At 70.7% G+C, this 19,281-nt stretch carries 16 protein-coding genes; 7 read left to right on the top strand and 9 right to left on the bottom strand.

The window, feature by feature from the left end:
* From TR50_RS25565 to TR50_RS25575, 3 genes are all read right to left on the bottom strand, one after another.
* The coding region (locus tag TR50_RS25565; RefSeq protein ID WP_063775147.1) for a pyridoxamine 5'-phosphate oxidase family protein at positions 1-504 on the bottom strand (504 nt) is incomplete at its 3' end.
* Positions 505-619: 115 nt separating this feature from the next.
* Positions 620-1,900, bottom strand: a complete 1,281-nt coding sequence (locus TR50_RS25570) for a globin domain-containing protein (protein WP_236654588.1) — start codon at positions 1,898-1,900, stop codon at positions 620-622.
* Positions 1,901-2,238: 338 nt separating this feature from the next.
* On the bottom strand, positions 2,239-4,245 hold the full coding sequence (locus tag TR50_RS25575) for a putative Ig domain-containing protein (RefSeq protein ID WP_042426571.1): 2,007 nt from the start codon (positions 4,243-4,245) through the stop codon (positions 2,239-2,241).
* 414 nt (positions 4,246-4,659) lie between these two features.
* On the opposite strand from TR50_RS25575, the gene TR50_RS25580 reads away from it, so the two are divergent.
* Positions 4,660-6,108, top strand: a complete 1,449-nt coding sequence (locus TR50_RS25580) for a recombinase family protein (protein WP_042426470.1) — start codon at positions 4,660-4,662, stop codon at positions 6,106-6,108.
* Between the two features lie 646 nt (positions 6,109-6,754).
* Here the strand turns inward: TR50_RS25580 and TR50_RS47955 are convergent.
* Together TR50_RS47955 and TR50_RS25595 are read right to left on the bottom strand one after the other, a co-directional pair.
* Positions 6,755-7,153: a hypothetical protein gene (locus tag TR50_RS47955; protein WP_042426473.1), complete on the bottom strand. Its 399-nt coding sequence runs from the start codon at positions 7,151-7,153 to the stop codon at positions 6,755-6,757.
* 781 nt (positions 7,154-7,934) lie between these two features.
* A complete protein-coding gene (locus TR50_RS25595) occupies positions 7,935-8,183 on the bottom strand; it encodes a hypothetical protein (protein WP_042426479.1) in 249 nt (82 codons plus the stop codon).
* A 187-nt stretch (positions 8,184-8,370) separates the two neighbouring features.
* On the opposite strand from TR50_RS25595, the gene TR50_RS25600 reads away from it, so the two are divergent.
* A complete protein-coding gene (locus tag TR50_RS25600) occupies positions 8,371-9,681 on the top strand; it encodes a helix-turn-helix domain-containing protein (RefSeq protein ID WP_160311178.1) in 1,311 nt (436 codons plus the stop codon).
* Here the strand turns inward: TR50_RS25600 and TR50_RS25605 are convergent.
* Positions 9,678-10,496, bottom strand: coding sequence for an alpha/beta hydrolase (locus TR50_RS25605; protein ID WP_042426482.1), 819 nt, complete (start codon positions 10,494-10,496; stop codon positions 9,678-9,680). The two genes, TR50_RS25600 and TR50_RS25605, sit on opposite strands and share 4 nt — an antisense overlap.
* Positions 10,497-10,692: 196 nt before the next feature.
* Entirely contained in the window at positions 10,693-11,817 is a 1,125-nt protein-coding gene (locus TR50_RS25610; protein ID WP_042426485.1) for an aryl-sulfate sulfotransferase, read from the bottom strand.
* A 156-nt stretch (positions 11,818-11,973) separates the two neighbouring features.
* Here TR50_RS25610 and TR50_RS25615 point away from each other — a divergent pair, with 156 nt between their 5' ends.
* Both TR50_RS25615 and TR50_RS25620 read left to right on the top strand, forming a co-directional pair.
* Positions 11,974-12,579, top strand: a complete 606-nt coding sequence (locus TR50_RS25615) for a helix-turn-helix domain-containing protein (RefSeq protein ID WP_042426488.1) — start codon at positions 11,974-11,976, stop codon at positions 12,577-12,579.
* A gap of 108 nt (positions 12,580-12,687) precedes the next feature.
* Positions 12,688-13,101, top strand: a complete 414-nt coding sequence (locus tag TR50_RS25620; protein ID WP_042426491.1) for an SsgA family sporulation/cell division regulator — start codon at positions 12,688-12,690, stop codon at positions 13,099-13,101.
* A gap of 92 nt (positions 13,102-13,193) precedes the next feature.
* On the opposite strand, the gene TR50_RS25625 is transcribed toward TR50_RS25620, so the two are convergent.
* Positions 13,194-15,635, bottom strand: a complete 2,442-nt coding sequence (locus TR50_RS25625) for a DUF8508 domain-containing protein (RefSeq protein ID WP_236654589.1) — start codon at positions 15,633-15,635, stop codon at positions 13,194-13,196.
* A 220-nt stretch (positions 15,636-15,855) separates the two neighbouring features.
* Entirely contained in the window at positions 15,856-16,419 is a 564-nt protein-coding gene (locus TR50_RS25630) for a PadR family transcriptional regulator (protein ID WP_042426497.1), read from the bottom strand.
* An 80-nt stretch (positions 16,420-16,499) separates the two neighbouring features.
* On the opposite strand from TR50_RS25630, the gene TR50_RS25635 reads away from it, so the two are divergent.
* From TR50_RS25635 to TR50_RS25645, 3 genes are all read left to right on the top strand, one after another.
* Positions 16,500-17,084 (top strand): hypothetical protein, encoded by a 585-nt coding sequence (locus TR50_RS25635; RefSeq protein WP_152648626.1) that lies wholly within the window; start codon positions 16,500-16,502, stop codon positions 17,082-17,084.
* Complete coding sequence (locus TR50_RS25640) at positions 17,081-17,740, top strand: TMEM175 family protein (RefSeq protein ID WP_042426499.1); 660 nt, start codon at positions 17,081-17,083, stop codon at positions 17,738-17,740. Before TR50_RS25635 ends, TR50_RS25640 begins: the two co-directional genes overlap by 4 nt.
* A gap of 318 nt (positions 17,741-18,058) precedes the next feature.
* Positions 18,059-19,281, top strand: a 1,223-nt coding sequence (locus TR50_RS25645) for a S53 family peptidase (protein WP_439654240.1), incomplete at its 3' end; no start/stop codon positions are given.

Below are 19,281 nucleotides of genomic sequence, written 5' to 3' on the forward strand. Positions count from 1 at the left end.
GGGGTCGCGGGGGCGGGCGGCGGGTTCCAGGTGGGGGATGTGCTTGGAGCAGTGGATGTACGCCTCGTCGACGTGGACCTGCACCCACAGCTCCGGGCGGCGGCCCGGGGCGGGGTCGACCGGGAGGTCGGGGTAGCGGCTGCGCACCTGGGCGTCGGGGTGGAGGGCGGCGGTGCCGTTGACGTGGAGGCCGACGTGGTCCTGGGTGAAGTCCATGAACAGCATGCCGAGGTGGGGGTTCTCGGCGATGTTGCCGGCGCTGGCCATGACGCCGTTGCCGCGGTATTCCGGGTAGGCCAGAGTGCGGTCGCCCAGTACCTGGACGAAGCCCGGCGGGCCCGCGCGGAAGCTCGCGTCGCAGGAGCCCTGGGCGTCCGCCGTGGACAGGAAGACCATCGACATCCGGGCGATGAACGCGCTCATGGCCGGTGTCAGGTGCGGGTGCACCTGCCGGTCGTAGAAGGCGGCGGCGCGTTCGGTGGTGCCGTGCCGCTGCTGCAGCATGCGCTCGCCGGCGGAACCGAAGCGGTGGTTGGGCTCGGTCACGGAGGAATGCTCCTGGGGGTGAGGGGCGGCGGTGCACGCGCGGGCGCGGGCGGGGGACCGCGTGGGCGTGCGCTCAGTTCACGGACAGGACCGGCACGTCGAGCGGGTCGTGGCGGATGCGTGAGCGCGGGACGCCGGTCCGGGTGAGGGCGTCGGCGGCGGCCGTCACCATGGAGGCGGGGCCGCTGAGGTAGGCGTCGTGCCGGTACCAGGGGCCGAACTCCTGAAGCACCTGCGGCAGCGAGCCGCTGAGACCGAGGATGTCCTCGTCGGAGACCGCGGCCCGGACCCGGAGCCAGTGGTTGCGCTGGGCGAAGCGGAGCATCTCGTCGAGCCCGTAGAGCTCGCGCGAGGTGCGGGCGCCGATGAAGACGTCCATCTGGCGCTGGTGGCCGCTGCGGGCGCTCTCCTCGACCAGGGCGCGGATCGGGGCCAGCCCGGTGCCCCCGGCGACGCACAGGATGTCCCGCCCGGACGCCGGATCGAGCACCATGTCGCCCAGTGGAGGGCCGAGTCGGACCACGTCGCCGACGGTGGAGCGCTTGACCAGGGCGTTGCTGACCCAGCCGGCCGGAATCGCGCGCACGTGGAAGGTGAGCGTGCCGTCGGGGCGCGGTGCGTTGGCGGGGGAGTAGTAGCGCCACTCCCGGGGCCACCAGGGGGTCTCCATGCTGACGTACTGTCCGGCGGAGTACGCGTAGGGCGTGTCGGGCTGCACGGTGATCGCGGCGATGCCGTGGGAGAACTCCTGGCGGTGCACGATCCGGGCGTGCCACATGGCGGGGCGGGTCCGGGCGTCCTGGTCCGCCGCCTGGATCATGGTCTGGGCGACGGCGGTGTAGGCGCGGGTCCAGGCCTGGGCCACCTCGGGGTTCCACGCGGGCCCGGCGAACCTCTCGAGGGCCGCCAGCAGGCACGCCCCGACCGCGTCGTAGTGCGCGTTCTCGGTGCCGAACTTGCGGTGGTCGCGGCCCAGGTGGGAGCAGAAGCGCCCCAGCGCCTCCGCGTCGTCGACCAGGTCGACGATGTGCAGCAGCGCTCGCAGCAGGCGTCCGCGCTGGGCGTCCATGCCCGGCGGGAACATGTCCCTGACCTGCGGATAGCGGGTGAACAGGATCGAGTAGAAGTAGACCGCCATGTCCGCGGCGAGCGGCTCGACCACGGCCAGGCTGGTGCGTATCAGCGCGATGTCACGGTCGGTCAGGCCGCCGCCGAAGGTCGGGACCCCGGCTGCTCTGCCGTCGGCTGCCCCGCCTCCCGCACCCGTGGGATCCGGCGCCAGCGGGCTCGGTGCCCCGGTGCCGGGGACGTCGGTCCGGGGCGTGCCTCCGGATTGGCGGGGTTGGAACCACACGGTGGAATGCTCCCGATCACGAACGAACCTCGCATGACATCCCCCGTCGGACCTGGTCGACCACGTGGCTGAACTTCGACCACGGCCGACCAGATTCTGCTCACAATGCGCTCAGGAGTGGCACCCCTGGCTCCGCATGGACATGAGATCACTACAAGTCATGCACATCTCTGTGGGCTTGGCCAATGTACATCAGAGATGTGACGCATGGGGCACTCGGTTGTCACAACCACTCACTGTGCAGGCCGAGTTGAGCACTCACGAAACGACGGGGCTCCCCGCCGGCCATCGGCGGGGAGCCCCGTGTGCGTGGTGCGGGTCAGCTCAGTTCGTCGGCGTCAGGAGGCGTTGAGGGCCGTGTCGTCGATGACGAAGCTGGTCTGGGCGCTGGAGTCCTCGGCGCCGGTGAACTTGAGGGTGACGGTCTGTCCGGCGTAGCTGGACAGGTTGAAGGAGTGCTGGGTGTAGCCGCTGGCGGCGTTCAGGTTCGAGTAGGTCGCCAGGGTGCCGAGCACGGTGCCGGAGGAGTTGAGGACCTGGACCTTGAGGGTGTCGTAGGCCGTGGTCGTCGTGGTCTCGGCGGTGTCGACGTGCAGGTAGAACGAGAAGTTCGCGCTGCAGCCGGCCGGGATGGCCACCGACTGGGACAGGGTGTCGGTGTGGGTGGAGCCGTAGCCGTCCAGCCACGCGTCCCAGCTGCCGGAGTGGGCGGGCTCGGAGCTGGAGTTGCTGACGACGCCGGAGGACGCGGTCCACGGGGAGGCGGTGCCGGTCTCGAAGCCGGGGTTGCCCAGCTTCTGGCCCGTGCTGGTGCAACCCGAGCCGCCGCCACTGGAGTTGACGGTCCAGGTGAAGGACGTCGAACCCGACGCGGTGCCGGAGGTGGCGGTGACCGTCACGTTGGAGGTGCCCGCGGTGGTCGGGGTGCCGGAGATCAGGCCGGTCGAGGAGATCGACAGGCCGGCCGGGAGACCGGTCGCGGAGTAGGTGAGCGACTTGCCCGCCGAGTCCGTCGCGGAGAGCTGCTTCGAGACCGCGGTGCCCACCGTGGTGGTCTGGGTGCCCGGGTTGGTGACGCTCACCGTCTCGGCGCCGCTGCTGCCGCCCGCGGTGAACGCGGTCAGGCCGTTCGGTGTGCCGAGGCCGGTCGGGCCGTCGTAGCCGGCGCCCGCGGTGCACAGGTAGGACGGGGAGCAGGAGCCGTTGCTGCCCGAGGTGACGTCGTTGAGCGCGCTGGTGTGCTGGTACGGGTACTTGGACGGGTAGTCGCCGCTGCCCGGGGCGCCCGCGTCGGCGTACACCGAGGCGATGATCGGGGAGGAGGCGCTGGTGCCGCCGTAGACCTGCCAGCCGGAGGCGCCGTAGCTGTCGTAGACGGCGACGCCGGTGGCCGGGTCGGCGACGGCGGACACGTCCGAGATGGTGCGCTTGGAGCAGCCCGTGTCGGTCTGCCAGGTCGGCTTCGGGTCGTAGGCCGAGCAGCCCGAGCCGGTGCCCTCGGTGCTGGAGGTGGACCAGACGCTCTCGCTCCAGCCACGGCTGTTCGACGCCCGGCTGAGCGAGGTGCCGCCCACCGAGGTCACGTACTGCGACGCGGCCGGGTACTCCGCGCCGTACGCCTCGTCACCGGCGGAGACGGTGATGGCGACGCCCGGGTGGTTGAAGTAGCTGCTGTCAGCGGAGAGGTCCGTGGAGTCCTCGGAGCCGCCGTAGCTGTTGGAGACGAACTTCGCGCCGAGCGCGACGGCCTCGTTGACGCCGGCGCCCAGGTCGCTCATGTTCGCCGAGGACGCCTCGACCAGGATGATGTGCGCGGAGGGGGCCACCGCGGAGACCATGTCCAGGTCGAGGGAGATCTCGCCGGCCCAACCCGAGTCGGCACTCGGGTAGTTGGTGCCGCCGTTCTCATCGACCTTCTTGAAGCAGCCGTTGGCCGTGGTGCAGGCCGGCAGGCCGTACTGGCTGCGGTAGGCCGCCAGGTCCGACTCGGCGTTCGGGTCGTCCTGCGCGTCCACGATCGCCACGGTCTGGCCCGCGCCGCCGTTCGCGGGCAGGTTGTAGGCGCTCAGCAGGTCGCTCGGGCCGTAGCCGGAGGGCGTGGCCATCGGGGACACCGCGTTGGCGGTCAGAGCGTGCGGTTCGGCGATGTCGGTCCGGGCCAGCGCCAGGCAGGACATCGTCCGCACGTGCGCGGGGGCCGCGCACAGGTGCTTGACGTGCACGGCGGTCGACGCGGCGGCTGACGAGGTACTGGCTGACGCCGGAGTCGCGGCCGCGAGCGCGCCGATGACGGCGACGGCCGCGAAGCCCGCGGTGGCGACGCGGGGTCGCCTGAGGTGGGCCATGCCCATGGAGATCCTGGGTCCTCTCGGTTGTCGGCCGCCGCACGTGCGTCGTGTGCTGTGTGCTGTCGTGCGCATGCCAATAGAGCGCATGCGGCAGGGCCGGTGCGGCGGCGGGGTGGGATTCATGTCACCACATGGCGTGGTGCGCCTTGCTGTGAAAAGAGAAGCAGCGGGTGCGGCAGCGCGTCAATGAGGCCTCAGAAGGTTTTCACAGGAACGCATCACTCCCTTCGTTACCGCCCGGTAAAGCGTGCTGTTGAGCGTGGGTCAACGCGCGTAGCGCGTTTGTGTGCGACGGATTCACAGCGGCCGGACGTTGACTCAGAAGAAACTCAGAGGAACCATCGCTTCCACCGCAGGAAGCGGGAACTGACGGGTGATCGGGGGGACAGGGTGAAAGGTGGCGTGCCGGACATGTCACACCAGGGCGCCGTGTACTGCCGGGTGGCGCACCGGCAGTCCGCGCGGCAGGTGGGGATCGATCAGCGCGAGGCGGGGTGCCGCGAGTTGACCGCCCGCCAGGGGATCGCGGTCGCGCCCCGGAGAGTGTTCCTCGACCCTCAGGCGACGAGCTGGACGGCGACGGGCACGTCCAGGCCCGGCTGGGAGGGGCTGCTGCGGGAACTGGGCTCCGGCCGCGTCACGCACGCCGTGGTCTTCGACGTCCACGAACTCGGGCGACGCCGACCCGAGGACTTGGACGAACTGCTGACCCTGGTCGAGCGCCACGCCCTGGTGCTGCTCGATCCCGTGGCCCCCGACGGGGGCGCCGAGCTGAACCGGCCCGCGGCCCGCCACGCGCTGCTCGAACGGGCCCGCAGCGCGCGGCGGGGCAGGCGTCGCCTCGCGGACTCGGTGCGGGCCGCGCAGGCCGAGGAGGCGTCGTCCGGCCGACCGCACGGCGGCGGACGGCGCGCCTACGGCTACACCCTGGGCGACTACGACCTCGTCCCCGAGGAGGCGGACGTCGTCGACCGCGTCTTCACCTGGTTCCTGACGGGCCGGACCCTGTCGTGGATCGCCCGCGCGCTCACGGACGAGTGCGTCCCCACGGCGGCGGGCGGCCGGTGGACCTCGACGAAGGTCGGCCGGATCATCGACGCCCCCCGCTACGCCGGACTGCGGGTGAGGGCCGGGGAGATCGTGCGCGAGGCCGACGGCACGCCGGTGCGCGCGGCGTGGAAGCCGTGCGTCAGCGTGGCCGACTGGGAGGCGGCGAGGGCGCTGCGCGGGCTCACCCGGCAGAGCGCCCGGGAGAACCGCCCGGCCGAGCGCCACTACCCGCTGACCGGGCTCGTCCGCTGCGGGCGCTGCGGCCACCCGATGGTCGGCTCCGCCGTCGACGACTACCCGACCTACGCCTGTACCGGACGCCGTGTGGCGGGCCGCGCACCCTGCTTCCGGTACATCAGCGCGACCCGGCTCGAGGAACTGGTCGACGAGGAGGTCCTGGGCCTCCTGGACGCTGTGGATGCTCGCGAGGCGTCCTGTTCCGCGCCGGCGGCGGTCCTGGACGCCCGGACCGCCGAGACGCGGCGCCGTCACCAGGCCCGCCTCGCGGAGCTCGTCGAACTCCTCGAAGGCGGCGTGCCGTCGGCGGACGACCAGGCGGCGAGCCGTGAGCGCGAGGAGGTCGCCGCCCGGATCCGCGCGGAGAACCGGGCCGTCGTGCTGCGTGCCCCGGACGCCGTCGCGGACCTCGGCGGGGGGCGGCTCTCCCCTTCGGCGTGGCGGCGCATGGCGCCGTCCCAGCAGGCGGAGGTCCGCAGGTACCTGATCGGGCGGATCGAGATCGGTCCGGTCACCGGCCCGCGCAGCGTCTTCGACCCCGACCGTGTCCGCCTCGTCCCGCACGCCTGCTGACCCGCGGGGCGCGGCGGTCCCGCCCCCTGCTCGTCCCGCGAGCGCCGGGTGCAGGCGTGCAGCAGGCCCGCCGTCACGGTGTCGGCGACCACGCCGGTGCCGAGGACCGACTGGGCCCACTTGGGCAGGCCAGCGTACAGACCGGATGCGGCGAGCGGCAGCAGACCCGCTGTCAGCGCCAGGCCGACGGTCAGCGCGTCGGGGGCCGCCGAGGCGCAGTCGGCCGAGCATGTCCACTCCCGTGACCGTGATCGTCGCGTAGACGAGCAGGGCCGCCCCGGCGATGACCGCCGACGGCGGTCCCGCCACCAGAGAAACCGCTGGGCCCCCGGCTAAATGGCAGCAGCCCTGCTTGTTGCGGCTCCTCATCGGCCTGGTCCTCGCCGAGTTCGGCCGCCGGCGCGTACCGCGAGGGCGGTCGCCCGCGGAGTCGTCCGAGACGGCCGACCCGCCCAGCCGGAAAACGGAGCAGGAAAATCCGACTGTCGGTGGTCGGAGAGGCGAGCCACGCGCCCAGCCTGGGGTAGCAGGCTCGCTCGCGTTTCTCGGTCGCTGCGATTATCAACGGACCCCCGACGGGAGCACGGTCCACGGCGACCAGAGCTCGACGACGAACCGCTGGCTCGAACTCTGCTGTTCCTCCCGGTCAGGCCACTTCGTCGTCATCGTCGAAAGGGCCAACCTCGACGTCGCCGTTGGGTGTCATCCGCGTCGGCAGCCATTCACCTCTCACGTGGTCCCACACGACGCCCGGGTCGTCCCAGGACCCCTCATCGACAACGTCTTCCGCGAGCCCTCCCGGGACCGCCTCCGCTCGCGTGTAGCGGGGGTGAGTACGCCGCTGCCAGCGGTACGACCAGTCGATCTCGCTCGTAATCTCCTTGATGCTGTCCGGTGGCAGCACCCTCCTGGCCTCCTCGATCGCCGCCTCGACGGCGACCACGTAAGCCGTATGAGCTCGCTGATACTGGACTGTCGACCCTTCGGTCTGGAGATCGAAATCAATGGTGATCGTCAGGTGCTTCGGAACAGGGTGCTTGGCCATGGTGCCCTCCCGTGCTCGGACTGGGCAGCCAGTATCCCCGATGCCAACGGCTCACGCCCTCAAGTGAGTTCGGTGCGAGGGCTGGTCCAGACAGATGGATTGGCCGACGTTGCAGGTCATCCTGGTCTCCGCGATCCGGAGGAGCCCGGCCGTGGTGCTGCGCCAAGTAGTGGTGGACGGGATCTATGTGCTAGTCGCAGAAGGGGGTAGTCCCGCGAAACGATTTCCTCGGTCGTGCGGATGGCGGATGGCCCCATGCGTCGAGGAGTTGCACCTAGGCCGCCTGTCGCACAGATCTGCCATGGCAGCCATCCTCCCGCCGGGGGTGGTGTCTCGGAGGCTCGCTCGTGCATTTCCGATTCGGAAATCGCGCCGCACCAGCGGACGTCGGGGTTGCAGACGTATCTGGAGTGGGCCGCGGAGTCCGCGCGGAAGCGCAGTCCCGTCAGGTGACGGTGGCCTGCGCTCGGCAGGACGGCGGGAGCCGACACGGGGATAACACGCCCCACGCGGGTCTACTGCTCGGATGGACTGTGCCTCCGGCCGGTGGTCTCCGCCCGCTTGGCCTTGCACTGCGGGCACTCGCAGGGAGGGAACGCCAGGGTCTGCATGGCGTCGCACTGCGATGCAGTGACCTCCTGACGCGAAATCTCCGACCACGCGCCGGCTGCGTCCTGTTGGCGCACCGTGAGCGACATTGTGTGCTGTCGGAGCGGCCGCGGTGGCAGCGAGTTCGCGAGAGCACGCAGGTCCGCGGGCGTCCAGTCACCGGGGTCGAGGCTCACGGTCGTACTCCGTCGGCTTCCGCCGCGCGGCGCTTCCTGGTCCACTCGACGCCCTTGGCCACTCCCACCAAGAACTCCGCGCGCACCGCGCACCATCGTCGGTTGGGCTCGTGGATGACCGGGTGCTCGCTGTCCGGGTCCACCTCGCAGGCGTAGCGGCCGCCGGGATAGGCGGGGGCCATTCGCGGCGAGGCAGAGACGTGGCCGGTGGCCTGCGGGATGCGGATGGGCAGGGCGGTGGGCACGGTCGGCTCCTCGGGTGTCGTGGTCGCGGACGCCGCCCGGAGCTCCAGGGGGAGCCTGGGGCCGTGCCAGGGAATGGGTTCGGGCGGCGACATGATCTAGTGAACAACCCGTCACTCAAGGTGTGGATCTGCCCGGCGGTCTGCCATGCTGGCCGAACAGCTGGAAGATTGACAGGGAGTCATGCCCGTGACTCAGATCAATGGTTCCGTACTCGGGCCTGTGATCAAGAAGGCCCGCAAGGGGCGCGGCCTCACCCAGAAAGGGTTGGCTGACCTGCTCAATCAGGCATCTGGCTGGGGAACTTGCACCGCGAACGATGTCTACAGGTGGGAGACGAACCGACGCACCCCGGGCCCTTGGTTGCCCTTCCTGATCGAAGTTCTCTGCCTGGAGCCGTTCATCGAGCCCGAGCCGATTTCGGGCAGACTGCCGACGCTGCCACAAGGGGCGGTGGACCCGTCTAGGCTCCCCATGGAGGACGACGTCCGTCGTCGCAGCTTCCTTGGTGCCGTCATTGCGGGGGCTGCCCCGCTGTTCGATCTTGCTGCCCTTGAACACCTCACTGCGGCTGTCCGAAACGCCCACCGCTACGCCGATCACGAACTTGTCGGCCATCTGCGGGCGGCTCTCGATGAGACAGCCTGCATGGACGTGCGGAGGGGGTCGCTTCGGGCGATGCCCGCCGCGCTGGGCATCCTGTCCGCGATCAGCATCGCCGCCCGTGAGGCCAAGCCGGCGGTCCGCCGTGAGCTTCTCGTCCTCGGTTCCCGGGCAGCGGAATTCACAGCATGGTTGCACCACGATGTCGGCTCGTCCGGACACACCGTCGGGTACTGGCACGGCCAGGCCAAGGAGTGGGCCACGTTCACCGGGGACGGCGCGATGCACGCCTACGTGCTGATGCGGCAGGCCCAGGCCCTCGGTCGCAACGATCCGGCGCGGATGCTCGACCTGGCCGCGGCCGCGACAAGCGGCCCGTGGACGCTGCCCCTGCGACCCCGTGCGGAAGCGCTCCAGCAGGAAGCGCGCGGCCTGGCCATGACCGGCGCTGACGCCGACGAGGTTGCCCGGGTCCTTGACAGGGCTCACGCCGCGCTCGACCGTGCTGAAGCGCCGGTGGGGCCCGCCTCGTGCACAGGGCCGCTCGGCGACGGCTACACGCGGGAACGTCTCCTCGTACAGTCAGCGATCCGTCTGCGTGAGGCCGGACGCCCCGTCGAGGCCGTCGCAGCGTTCCAAGCGCATCTCACCACCGACGCGTTCGCTCCCCGGGACCACGCCCTCTACAGCGCGTTCCTGGCCGGTTCCCTGGCCGACATCGGCGAACCGGACGAGGCTGCCGCGGTCGCGCTGCAAGCGCTTGAGATCGCCGCAGAAGTCCGCTCCGGGCAGGCCATCAGCGCACTCAACGGTGCCGCGCGGACGTTGTTCCCGTACCGGCAACGACCGCAGGTACGGGAACTGCATGAGCGCCTGGTGGTTCTGGCGGCCGACTAGGAAGCCAGGAAATCGGCGACCTTGGCGATCACCTCTTTCTGCCATGCCTGCGTTTGGGGGTGCGCGTAGCTCGGATCGTCATGGACAGCGAAGCCGTGCTGCGCGCCATCGAGTTCGTACAGCTCAGCTCCTGCACTCCCCCCGAACAGCGGGGCGTACCGGCGAGACAGGCTCACGTCCACGAACGTGTCCTTCGTGCCGTGGACGATCAGTGCGGATGAGAGCACGCGGCCACAGAGCACTTCTGGTGTCGGCAGGTGGAACACCTCGTTGAGCAGCGCCCGTCCGGTCTCGAACGGCACCCGAGGCAAGGCTCCGGTCTCGTCCAGCACGACCGCGCGCTCCGGGGAGAGATAGTCGCCGAACCAACCGGAACGCTCCTTGATGTACATGTCCTTGTAGTTGATGCGTGGGTTCAGGAGCACCAGGCGCGCGACATCCTCAGGGTGGTGAGCGGCGTGCAGGGCGGCAGCACCGCCGGAGAACGACGCCGCGATCACGTGCACCGGTCCCGGTCGGCCGGTGCTTTCGCGCAGGTGGTCAGACGCGGCCCGGATGTCGTTGGCCACTCCGGCAATCGTCAAATCCGAGGGACGGCCGCCGCTGGTTCCGTGGGCTCGAAGGTCGAACCGCAGGTTGGAAACCCCGGCCGCGGCCAGGCCGTCGGCGAGCCGAGTGAAGAACCCTCCCTCCTCCCGCGTCACGCCCGCCCCATGGGCCAAGACCGCGCATCCGATCTGTGCGGCCGGTGCGGCATTGAGAGTGCCGGAGAGTCGAATCCCATCCAATGAACGGAAAACCGCGTCATCAGCCATACCGTCGAGCGTAGACAGGAACTCGCGTCTCCCGGTACCGCCAGGGGCAGCATCAGAGGAGTTCCGGACGCGCAGCGCCCAGAATGAACGCGATCGCTTCGAGGATGAGGCTTCAGGCGGCTGGGCATCTCGTCGTGCCCGGTGGCTGGGAACGGCACCGCGCGGGGGCAGGATCCCGGCGGCGGACGGGAGGTGGTCATGGGTGGGCGTCGAGCCATGGGATCTCCTCAAGGGCGTAGCGGTACGCGCGGAACACGGCGTTGGGTTCGGCCGGGAACAGCGAGCGGACCTCGCGCTCGGTGTAGGCGCCGAAGTGGGGCACGACGTACTCCCAGCACAGGTAGCCGTCCGCGGTCACCTCGAAGAGGCGGCCCGCGGGCGAGTCGGTCACCAGGGTGTTGCCGCCCGGCAGCCGTTGCGCCGAGCCCATGAAGGGCGCGAAGAACGACTCCCGGGCCGGGTCGTGGTACTCCCACACGACCCGCCCGTCGGTCCGGTCGATCTCGACGACGCGCGAGTACGGAACGTCGTGGCCGGGACGGAAGACGCCGTTGTCGAAGACGAGGATGCGGCCGTCGTCCAGCTCGGTGGGGTGGTGCTGCTGGGAGACCGTGCCGGGCGCGGAGCGCCACAGGACCTCCCCGGTGGCCCGGCTGATCACCACCACCGCGGAGACGCTGCGCAGACTGGCCAGCACGTTGCCGTCGGCCAGCGGCGTCACGCTGTTGACCAGCGGCCAGTGTTCGCGGGCGTAGTCGGGGTGCAGCGGGTAGGCGTCGCGGTCGAGGTGCTCGGCCGCGTGCCAGGTCCAGCGCGGGGATCCGTCCGGTCCGACCTCCGTGATGGTGTCGGCCCACACGGTCGTCCCGCCCGCCTCGCTGCCCGGGACGCCGCCGAGGACGGACCTCGCCTCAGCGCCCCGCAGGGGCTCCAGGCCGGTGTACAGGACGCCGCCGTCGTCCAGGTGGTGGGCGTCGTGGTGCTGGCGCGGGTCCCGGTGCTCCCACAGCACCGTGCCGTCCGCCGCCGCGCGCAGCATGACGCCGCCGCGGTACTTGTGCCACATCGGGAAGAGCGCCTCCTCGCCGGGCAGCACGCCGTTGTAGGCGAGTTGGCCGCCGGTCACGATCCGCGCGTGGCGGCCGGGACGGTAAGGGAGCTGCCAGCGGTGCGCGGTGCGGCCCTGAAGGTCCACCAGGTGCACCTGGCCGGCGGCGGTGAGCGGGGCGAAGAGGGTGAAGCCGGGGAAGGCGGCGTCCGGATCCAGGGCGATGAGCCCGGTGCCGCGGCGGCGGCGCTGGTTCTGGTCGACTCGGGGCACGGGCCACTCCTGTCAGAGGCGAATGAACAGGCATCAAAGTTTCTTTGATGCAGTCAAAGCACCTCGACGATAGGAGCGGTGTGTGTCGGTCGTATGGCAGCCGTACGAAACGTGCCGCGCGGGTGCGTAAGGTGGCTCCAGGGAGGAACAGGGATCATGAACGCAGCGCGACCGGGCACGGAGGCGGGGGGCGACGGAGAGCGGGCCGAGCCGAGCCTCGGGCGCGCGATCCGCCGTCGGCGCCGCAGCCTCGACCTGACCCTCGCGGAGGTGGCGCGGCGCACCGGCCTGTCCGTCCCGTTCCTCAGCCAGGTCGAGAACGCACGGGCCCGGCCGAGCATGCGCTCGCTGCAACGCATCGCCGACGGACTGGAGACCACCGCCGTCGACCTGCTCGCCACCGCCGAGGCGGGCGGGAATCCGGTCGACGTCGTCCGTGCCGAGGACGACGGGGGCCTGGCGCCCGGCGCCGGGACACGGTTGCTGGTCCGCGGCCGACGCCGGTTGCACGCGCTGGAGTTCACCGGCGGCGGCCACCAGGCGGACCGCGAGTTCGTGCACCCCGACGACGAGTTGATGTACGTCGCGGACGGCTCGGCGGAGGTGGAGGCCGACGGCACGGTCCACCTGCTGCGCCGCGGCGACACCCTCTACCTGGCGGGCGGCGTCCGCCACCGCTGGCGCAGCACCGCCCCGGACACGCGCGTGCTGCTGGTCGCCGTCTCCGACGACCTCACGGGGCGGACGCGGAAGGCAATCTGAAAACTCGTCTGATTGTGTCGCCCGATCGAGTGGCAAACCTGCGGGCGGGCTTCCTTGTCGGGTGCATATGCCCCGAGGCTGCGGGCACGCACCCTGGGGAGGAACGCGATGGAGACCATCGAGCGTGACCTGAACGCGAGCCTTGTGCTGCCTTCCGGCCAACTCGTGCCGCTGGAGGCACGCCTGGAGTACCACGAGCTGGACCCCTTGGGGGTCCGGATGGACTTCCGTGTCGGCGAAGGCGTCTGCCGCTGGATCCTCTCCCGCGACCTGCTGATCGAGGGCCTGTCCCGGCGCGCGGGGGCGGGGGACGTGAAGATCTGGCCGCTGCGGCGCGACGGCGAGCAGCGCCTGCGGATCCTGCTGGTCGCGCCGAGCGGCGAGGCGCTGGTCGACGCGTCGGCCGTGGAGGTCACGGCCTTCCTCGACCAGACGCTCGACCGGGTGGCGAAGGGTCAGGAGGTCCTCGAGATCGACGCCCTCATCGCCCGCATCCTGCGGCGGAAGGCCCGACCGATGTGACGGGCGGGCCCGTCCCGGGTAGCCCCGGAACGGGCCCGCCGAAGGCGCCTGTCCGGCAGGCGCAGTCCTGCGGGGAAGCCTTCAGTCAGCCGTCAGGGACGGAACTGGACCTCCTGCGGGTCGTGGTCGCTGGTCTGGTGGGTGTACTCCGAGTTCATGTGGACGACCTGGTAGGTGCTGTCGCCGACGCCCCGGCTGACCAGGATGTGGTCGAGCACCTCGGAGACGCCCTCGTAGTCGTAGGTGTACTGCTCGTTCAGCGGCAGCGTGGTGATGAGGTCGGTCAGGATCCGCGGCCCGGTGCCGTCCGCGGTGCCCGTGGTCAGCGACTGGAGGGCCGGGCTGAACTGGTAGTCGTTCAGGTCGCCGACGACGACCACGTCCGCGTTCTTCTTCACCGCGAGGATGCTCTGCACGAAGTCGTGCACGACCTGGGCCTGGCCGGAGCGCTGGAGCGCCGAGGACTGCGCCGGGTACTGGAAGCGGCCGTCCTGGTTCTGGTCGCCGAGCTTGGCGTCGAAGTGGTTGGCGACGACGAAGACCGGCTTGCCGCGGAAGCTGAACTCGCCCACCAGCGGCTTGCGGCTGGAGTTCCAGATCGGGTTGGTCGGGTCGATCCGGCCCGGGGACAGGGTGAGCTGCGGCTCGCCGTGGACCTTGACGATGTGGGTGCCGGTGGTGCTGCGGTCGGTGGCCGAGGGGCCGCGGTCGACGAAGCTCACGCGGGCCGCGTTGTACAGGAAGACCACCCGGATGTTGCCGCCCGGCTGGCCGCCGTCCTGGTCGTTGACCGGGTCGATCTCGCGGTAGCTGTACTGCGGGCCGCCGGCGGCGGTGATCGCGGCGGTGAGCTTGCCGATGGTCTGGTCCGCGGCCACGGTGCCGTCGTCGGTCGCGCCCGAGTTGTCCTGGATCTCCTCCAGGGCGATGATGTCGGGCTTGGCCAGGTTGGTGACGATGCCCTTGGCCAGCGCGGTGAACTTGGTGTCCGGGTCGGACGGGGCCAGGTTCTCCACGTTGTACGTGGCGATGGAGAGGTCCTTGGCGGCGGCCGGGGTGGCCACCACCGGCGCCAGGTTGCCCGACTGGACGGCGCCCAGACTGGAGGCCGCGACCAGGAAGCCGCCGTACTGCGAGTAGTCGATGGTGCCGACGGTCGCGCCGGTGAACTCGTCGCCCACGCTCACCCCGGGGTTGGTGCCGTCGTCGGCGACGACCTCCAGGCGGCCCGACGGCGTGGCGTTCTCGGCCGTCAGCTCGCTGCCGCCGCGGTAGGTGACCGCCTCGGTCGGCTTGACCGTGACGTACTGCTCGCCGTAGGAGTCGGAGGGGCCGATCACGCGGGCGTTGTCGACCTCGACCCGCATGCCCTCGATGGACTCGTAGAAGTCCAGGACCGAGCGGCTGGGGGTGATCGGGGTGTTCTCGATGTTGCCGCCGCCGAGGTTGGGCGCGTAGGTGGCGGGCACGTTCGAGGCGTCGAGGACGATCGGCGCGGGCAGCGGGTTGCCGTGGCTGAGCGTGGTGACGGTCGGTGAGGCGAGCTCCGTCACGGAGAGGTTGGACGTGGTGGCGGTGGTGTCGCCGCTGGCGAGCGGGTAGTACTGCGAGACCTTCGCGGAGACCAGCACCGCGTCGCCGACGGCGACCGTCGGGGCCGAACCGGTGTAGACGAACACGCCCTCGCTGGTGGCCGGGTTGTCGTCGGGGTTCGGGTCCTGGATCCAGAAGCCCTTGCTGCCGCTGGTGCGGATCGCGGTGACCACGCCGGGCACGTTGGTCACGGTCTTGCCGTTCAGCGGCGAGACCCAGCTGGCGCCCTGGATGTCGTGGATCCGGACGGTGCCCGGCGTCGCCGTCGGGCTGGGGCTCGCGCTCGGGCTGCCGGTCGCCCCTCCGGTGGCGGAGTTGTTCGGCTGCGGGGCGACGGCGGTGAAGTCGGCGCCGTTCTGGTCGGTGTCCGTGCCGGTGGCGTTGCGGGTGTCCGCGGTGGTGTTGCTGAGCGTCGGGGCGTCGGCGGCGCCCTCGTGGACCACGGCCGTGCCGTAGCCGACGAGGTCGCGCACGGTCGCGTCGCCCGCGCAGTCGGCGGAGGTCTTGCAGCTCAGCGCCGTCTGCGAGGTCACCAGGGCGACCGTGCCCGAGGTGCCGCTCAGATTGATCGCGCCGGTCGCGTCCGGGGTGGGCAGGTCGGCGGTGCCGCCGGTGCCGGCGGCCTCCTGGACCAGGTAGGAGCCGCCGGGCGCGATGCTGCCGCTGAGGGGGGTCACCTGCCAGGTCGTCGTCGCCCCCGGCGAGGCGGAGAGGTACTGCACGGACCAGGTGGACAGGTCGACGGGGGCCGACCCGTTGTTCCGCAGCTCGATGAAGTCGTTCTTCAGGGTTGCGCCCGAGTTGCCGCCGCCTCCGTAGACCTGACTGACGACCAGGTCGGCGGAGGGGGTGGCGCCGGCCGATGGAGCCAGGGCGACGGCGGCGAGCGCGCTGCTGACCGCTATGGCGGCGACGAGCATGCGGTTGCGGGGAGTGGACACGGTCCTCCTAGACCTGGGCAGCCTGAACCGGCCGACGCGGATGTCTCCGATCGGCGGACGTCTCTGAGTGGTGCTCAGGTGACAGCATGGAGGCATCGCACGAACCGCGTAGGGCGATTCGCGAGACTGTCGACATCAGTTCACCGGGTCGTCGACATCGCCGCAGGTCATGATCGCTCTACGCGGGTTGGCAACGGGCGTAGACTCCGCGGGCCCGGCCTCAGGTCGGGTCCGCCGCCGAGGGCTCCTCGCCGGGGTTTCCGCCCAGTTGCTCGTCCAGTTGCGCGGCGGCCCACTCGGCCCAGTCCGCCGTGTTCTGCGAACCGCGGATGCCGAACTCCAGGGCGAGCCAGCCGCAGACCTGGACCGGGTCGCCGACCCAGGTCGCGGTGTCGCGGACCTGCTCCAGGGCGGCCTGCCGGGCGCTGTTCTCGCGGGCGAAGTCCCTGAGGTAGGCGACGCCTTCCTCGCGGCTCAGCGTCCACAGGAAGAACACCCGCAACAGGGCGGCGCTGCGGAAGGCGAGGTCGGGGCCGACCTCGGTGAGCCAGCGGTGCAGCTCCGCGCGGCCCTCCTCGGTGATGCCGTAGTCGCGGCGGTTGCGCGCGCCGGTGCCGGTGACCTCGATCAGGCCGGCCTCCTTGAGCTTCGCCAACTCTCCGTAGACCTGGCTCTGTTGGGCGGGCCAGACCATGGACAGCGAGGTCTCGAACCGCTTGAGCAGGTCGTATCCGCTGGCCGGCTTCTCGGCGAGGAGGCCCAGAAGGGCGTGACGCAGACTCATGCCCGCATCGTAACCCTCGACCTTCACCTGTCGGAGTAGACATACCAACTTTGACATGTCAGTCTTCGAGTATCGTCGTCATGCCCACAAGGGGGGTCCTGGTGAACTACGTCCGCGGTTTCGCTCCATGGCTGTGCTACGCGGCCCTGAGCCCGGTCGACTGGCGGCTCGGCTTCTGCGTCGCCGCCGTCGTCGCCGTGCTGCTGCTGGCCGGTCAGGTCCGGGCCGGCCGGGTGGACCTGCTCGGCGCCGCCACGTGCGGGTTCTTCGTGGTGATGGCCGCCGTCTCGCTCGCCTTCCCGAAGTCCGGCCTCGACACCTGGACGTGCGTGCTGGCGAACGGGGTCCTCGCGGTCACGGCGCTCGCGTCCCTGATGGTGCGTCGGCCGTTCACGCTCTCCATCGCCCGCACGCAGGTGCCCGAGGAGTTCTGGAACGCGCCCCGCTTCGTCCAGGTCAACATGGTGCTGACCAGCGTCTGGACCGCCGCCTTCGCCGCCTCCGCCGTCGCGTGCGCGCTCATCGTCCACTACGCCCACGCCGCGACGGTGCCGCTCGTCGTCGTGCAGGTCCTCGCGTTCGTGGTCCCCTTCGTCTTCTCCGGCCGCTACGCCGACCGGGCCAAGGCCAGGGCCGCCGCGCACACCGCGGGGGAGGCGGCATGACGACGACCGGGACCGGGACGATCGAGGACTCGCACGACACCGAACTGATCGGCCCGGAGCGGCTGATCTACTTCTCGGACGCCGTGATCGCCATCGCCATCACCCTGCTCGCCCTGGAGCTGCCGGTCCCGGCGGACGGCGTCCACGGCAACGCCGAGGTGCTGCACTTCCTGCGCGGACACCTGACGGAGTACGCGGCGTTCCTGATCAGCTTCGCGGTCGTCGCCATGCACTGGCTGTTCCACCAGCGCCTGTTCCGCTACGCGAAGGGGCTGACGGGCGGCGCGATCCAGTGGAACCTGCTGTGGCTGCTGACGATCGTCCTGATGCCCTTCGCGACCAAGTTGCTGACCAGTCAGGCCGACGCGTTCCAGGTCCAGTTCACCGTCTACGCGGCCGCGCAGGTGCTGGCGGGCCTGTTCCTGTGGCAGGCCTTCGCCGCGGTGCGCCGGGCGGGGCTGCTGCGGGAGCGCACGCCGCCCGCGATGGTGGGCTCCACTCTGACCTGGATCGCGGCCGTGGTGCTGACCTTCGCGGTGTCGGTACCGGTCGCGCTGGTCACCCACTCGGCCTCGCTGTGCTGGGCGCTGCTCCCGGCCGTCCGGTTCGCCCTGCGCCTCGTGCCCGAGGAGTGGTTCGGCCTTCGGCGCGGGTGAGCCCGCGGGTGGCGGTCCTTCCAGGAAACGCTCAGAGGATTCTCAGAAGTTTTCGGCGCCGAACTCTGTTCAGCGTGTCCGTGTCAGCCCTACTCTCACGTAAGCACCACGTAGCAGGGTGTCACTCCCCGTGTGTGTCGCCCGAGTCCTGGGCGTGTCTACGGGGCGTCAGCACGTGCACTTCGTTTCCCCTGAACCGGAATGGCACCGCTTCTGACGTCCCGTCATGTCGTGGTGCCGTTCCCCTTCGTTCCCTCAGGAGGGTGTGGGTTGCTTACCCAGGACTCGGCGCGCCGTATGCGCGCGCTAGGAAGGACCGTGGTCGCGTCTGCCGCGGCCGCCACGGTGGCGCTGTTCGGCCTCGCGGCGGTCGCGCCGGCGCAGGCCGCCACCGCGAGCAGCACGACGTCATACCACCAGCAGTGCCCGCAGGCGCCGACGGGTTTCGCCAGCTGCATGGCGCTGAAGCGCACGGACATCAAGCCCCAGCTGGCGCACGGCGCGGCCACGCCGCTGGCCACGGTGTCCGGCTACGGCCCGAGCCAGCTCCAGTCGGCCTACAACCTGGCCTCGGCGGCGGCGTCGAACGGCGGTGGCGAGACGGTCGCGGTCGTCGACGCCTACGACTACCCGAGCGCGCAGAGCGACCTCAACGCCTACCGCACCCAGTTCGGCCTGCCGGCCTGTGGCAGCGGCTGCTTCACCAAGATCAACGAGAACGGGGCGACCAGCCCGCTGCCCTCGCCCGCACCGGCCAGCGACGACTGGACCGGTGAGGAGGCGCTGGACATCGACATGGTCTCCGCCATCTGCCCCAACTGCCACATCATCCTCGCCGAGGCCAACTCCGCGAGCAACGACGACCTGGGCAAGGCCGTGAACGCGGCCGTCAACGCCGGGGCGAAGTTCGTCTCCAACAGCTACGGCGGCAGTGAGAGCTCGAGCGACACCACGTACGACACCGAGTACTACGACCACCCGGGTGTCGCGGTGACCGTGTCCTCCGGCGACGAGGGGTACGAGACCGAGTACCCGGCCGCGTCCCAGTACGTCACCGCGGTCGGCGGCACCGCGCTGTCCACGGCCTCCAACTCCCGTGGCTGGACCGAGTCGGTGTGGTCCACCTCCTCCAGCGAGGGCGCCGGGTCGGGCTGCTCGGCCTACGACGCCAAGCCGAGCTGGCAGAAGGACACGGGCTGCTCCAAGCGAACCGTCGCGGACGTGTCCGCGGTGGCCGACCCCGCCACCGGCGTGGCCGTCTACGACACGTACAACAACAACGGCGGCTGGAACGTCTACGGCGGCACCTCCGTCGCGTCCCCGCTGATCGCGGCCGTCTACGCGCTGGCCGGCACGCCGGCGGCGGGCACCAACCCGGCGTCCTACCTGTACGCCCACACCTCGGCGCTGAACGACGTGACCAGCGGCTCGACCGCGAGTTGCTCCCCGGCCTACCTCTGCACCGCGGAGGTCGGCTACGACGGCCCGACGGGTCTCGGCACGCCGAACGGCATCACCGCCTTCCAGAGCGGTTCTTCCAC

This window comes from Streptacidiphilus anmyonensis, assembly GCF_000787855.1.
In the GTDB taxonomy this organism is placed as follows: domain Bacteria; phylum Actinomycetota; class Actinomycetes; order Streptomycetales; family Streptomycetaceae; genus Streptacidiphilus; species Streptacidiphilus anmyonensis.

Excerpts from the sequence above, each read along its gene's own strand:
- TR50_RS25640 (WP_042426499.1), top strand. The coding sequence starts at position 17,081 with ATGACGACGACCGGGACCGGGACGATCGAGGACTCGCACGACACCGAA.
- TR50_RS25580 (WP_042426470.1), top strand. The coding sequence starts at position 4,660 with ATGTCACACCAGGGCGCCGTGTACTGCCGGGTGGCGCACCGGCAGTCC.
- TR50_RS47955 (WP_042426473.1), bottom strand. The coding sequence starts at position 7,153 with ATGGCCAAGCACCCTGTTCCGAAGCACCTGACGATCACCATTGATTTC.
- TR50_RS25605 (WP_042426482.1), bottom strand. The coding sequence starts at position 10,496 with ATGGCTGATGACGCGGTTTTCCGTTCATTGGATGGGATTCGACTCTCC.
- TR50_RS25615 (WP_042426488.1), top strand. The coding sequence starts at position 11,974 with ATGAACGCAGCGCGACCGGGCACGGAGGCGGGGGGCGACGGAGAGCGG.
- TR50_RS25630 (WP_042426497.1), bottom strand. The coding sequence starts at position 16,419 with ATGAGTCTGCGTCACGCCCTTCTGGGCCTCCTCGCCGAGAAGCCGGCC.
- TR50_RS25575 (WP_042426571.1), bottom strand. The coding sequence starts at position 4,245 with ATGGCCCACCTCAGGCGACCCCGCGTCGCCACCGCGGGCTTCGCGGCC.
- TR50_RS25620 (WP_042426491.1), top strand. The coding sequence starts at position 12,688 with ATGGAGACCATCGAGCGTGACCTGAACGCGAGCCTTGTGCTGCCTTCC.
- TR50_RS25635 (WP_152648626.1), top strand. The coding sequence starts at position 16,500 with ATGCCCACAAGGGGGGTCCTGGTGAACTACGTCCGCGGTTTCGCTCCA.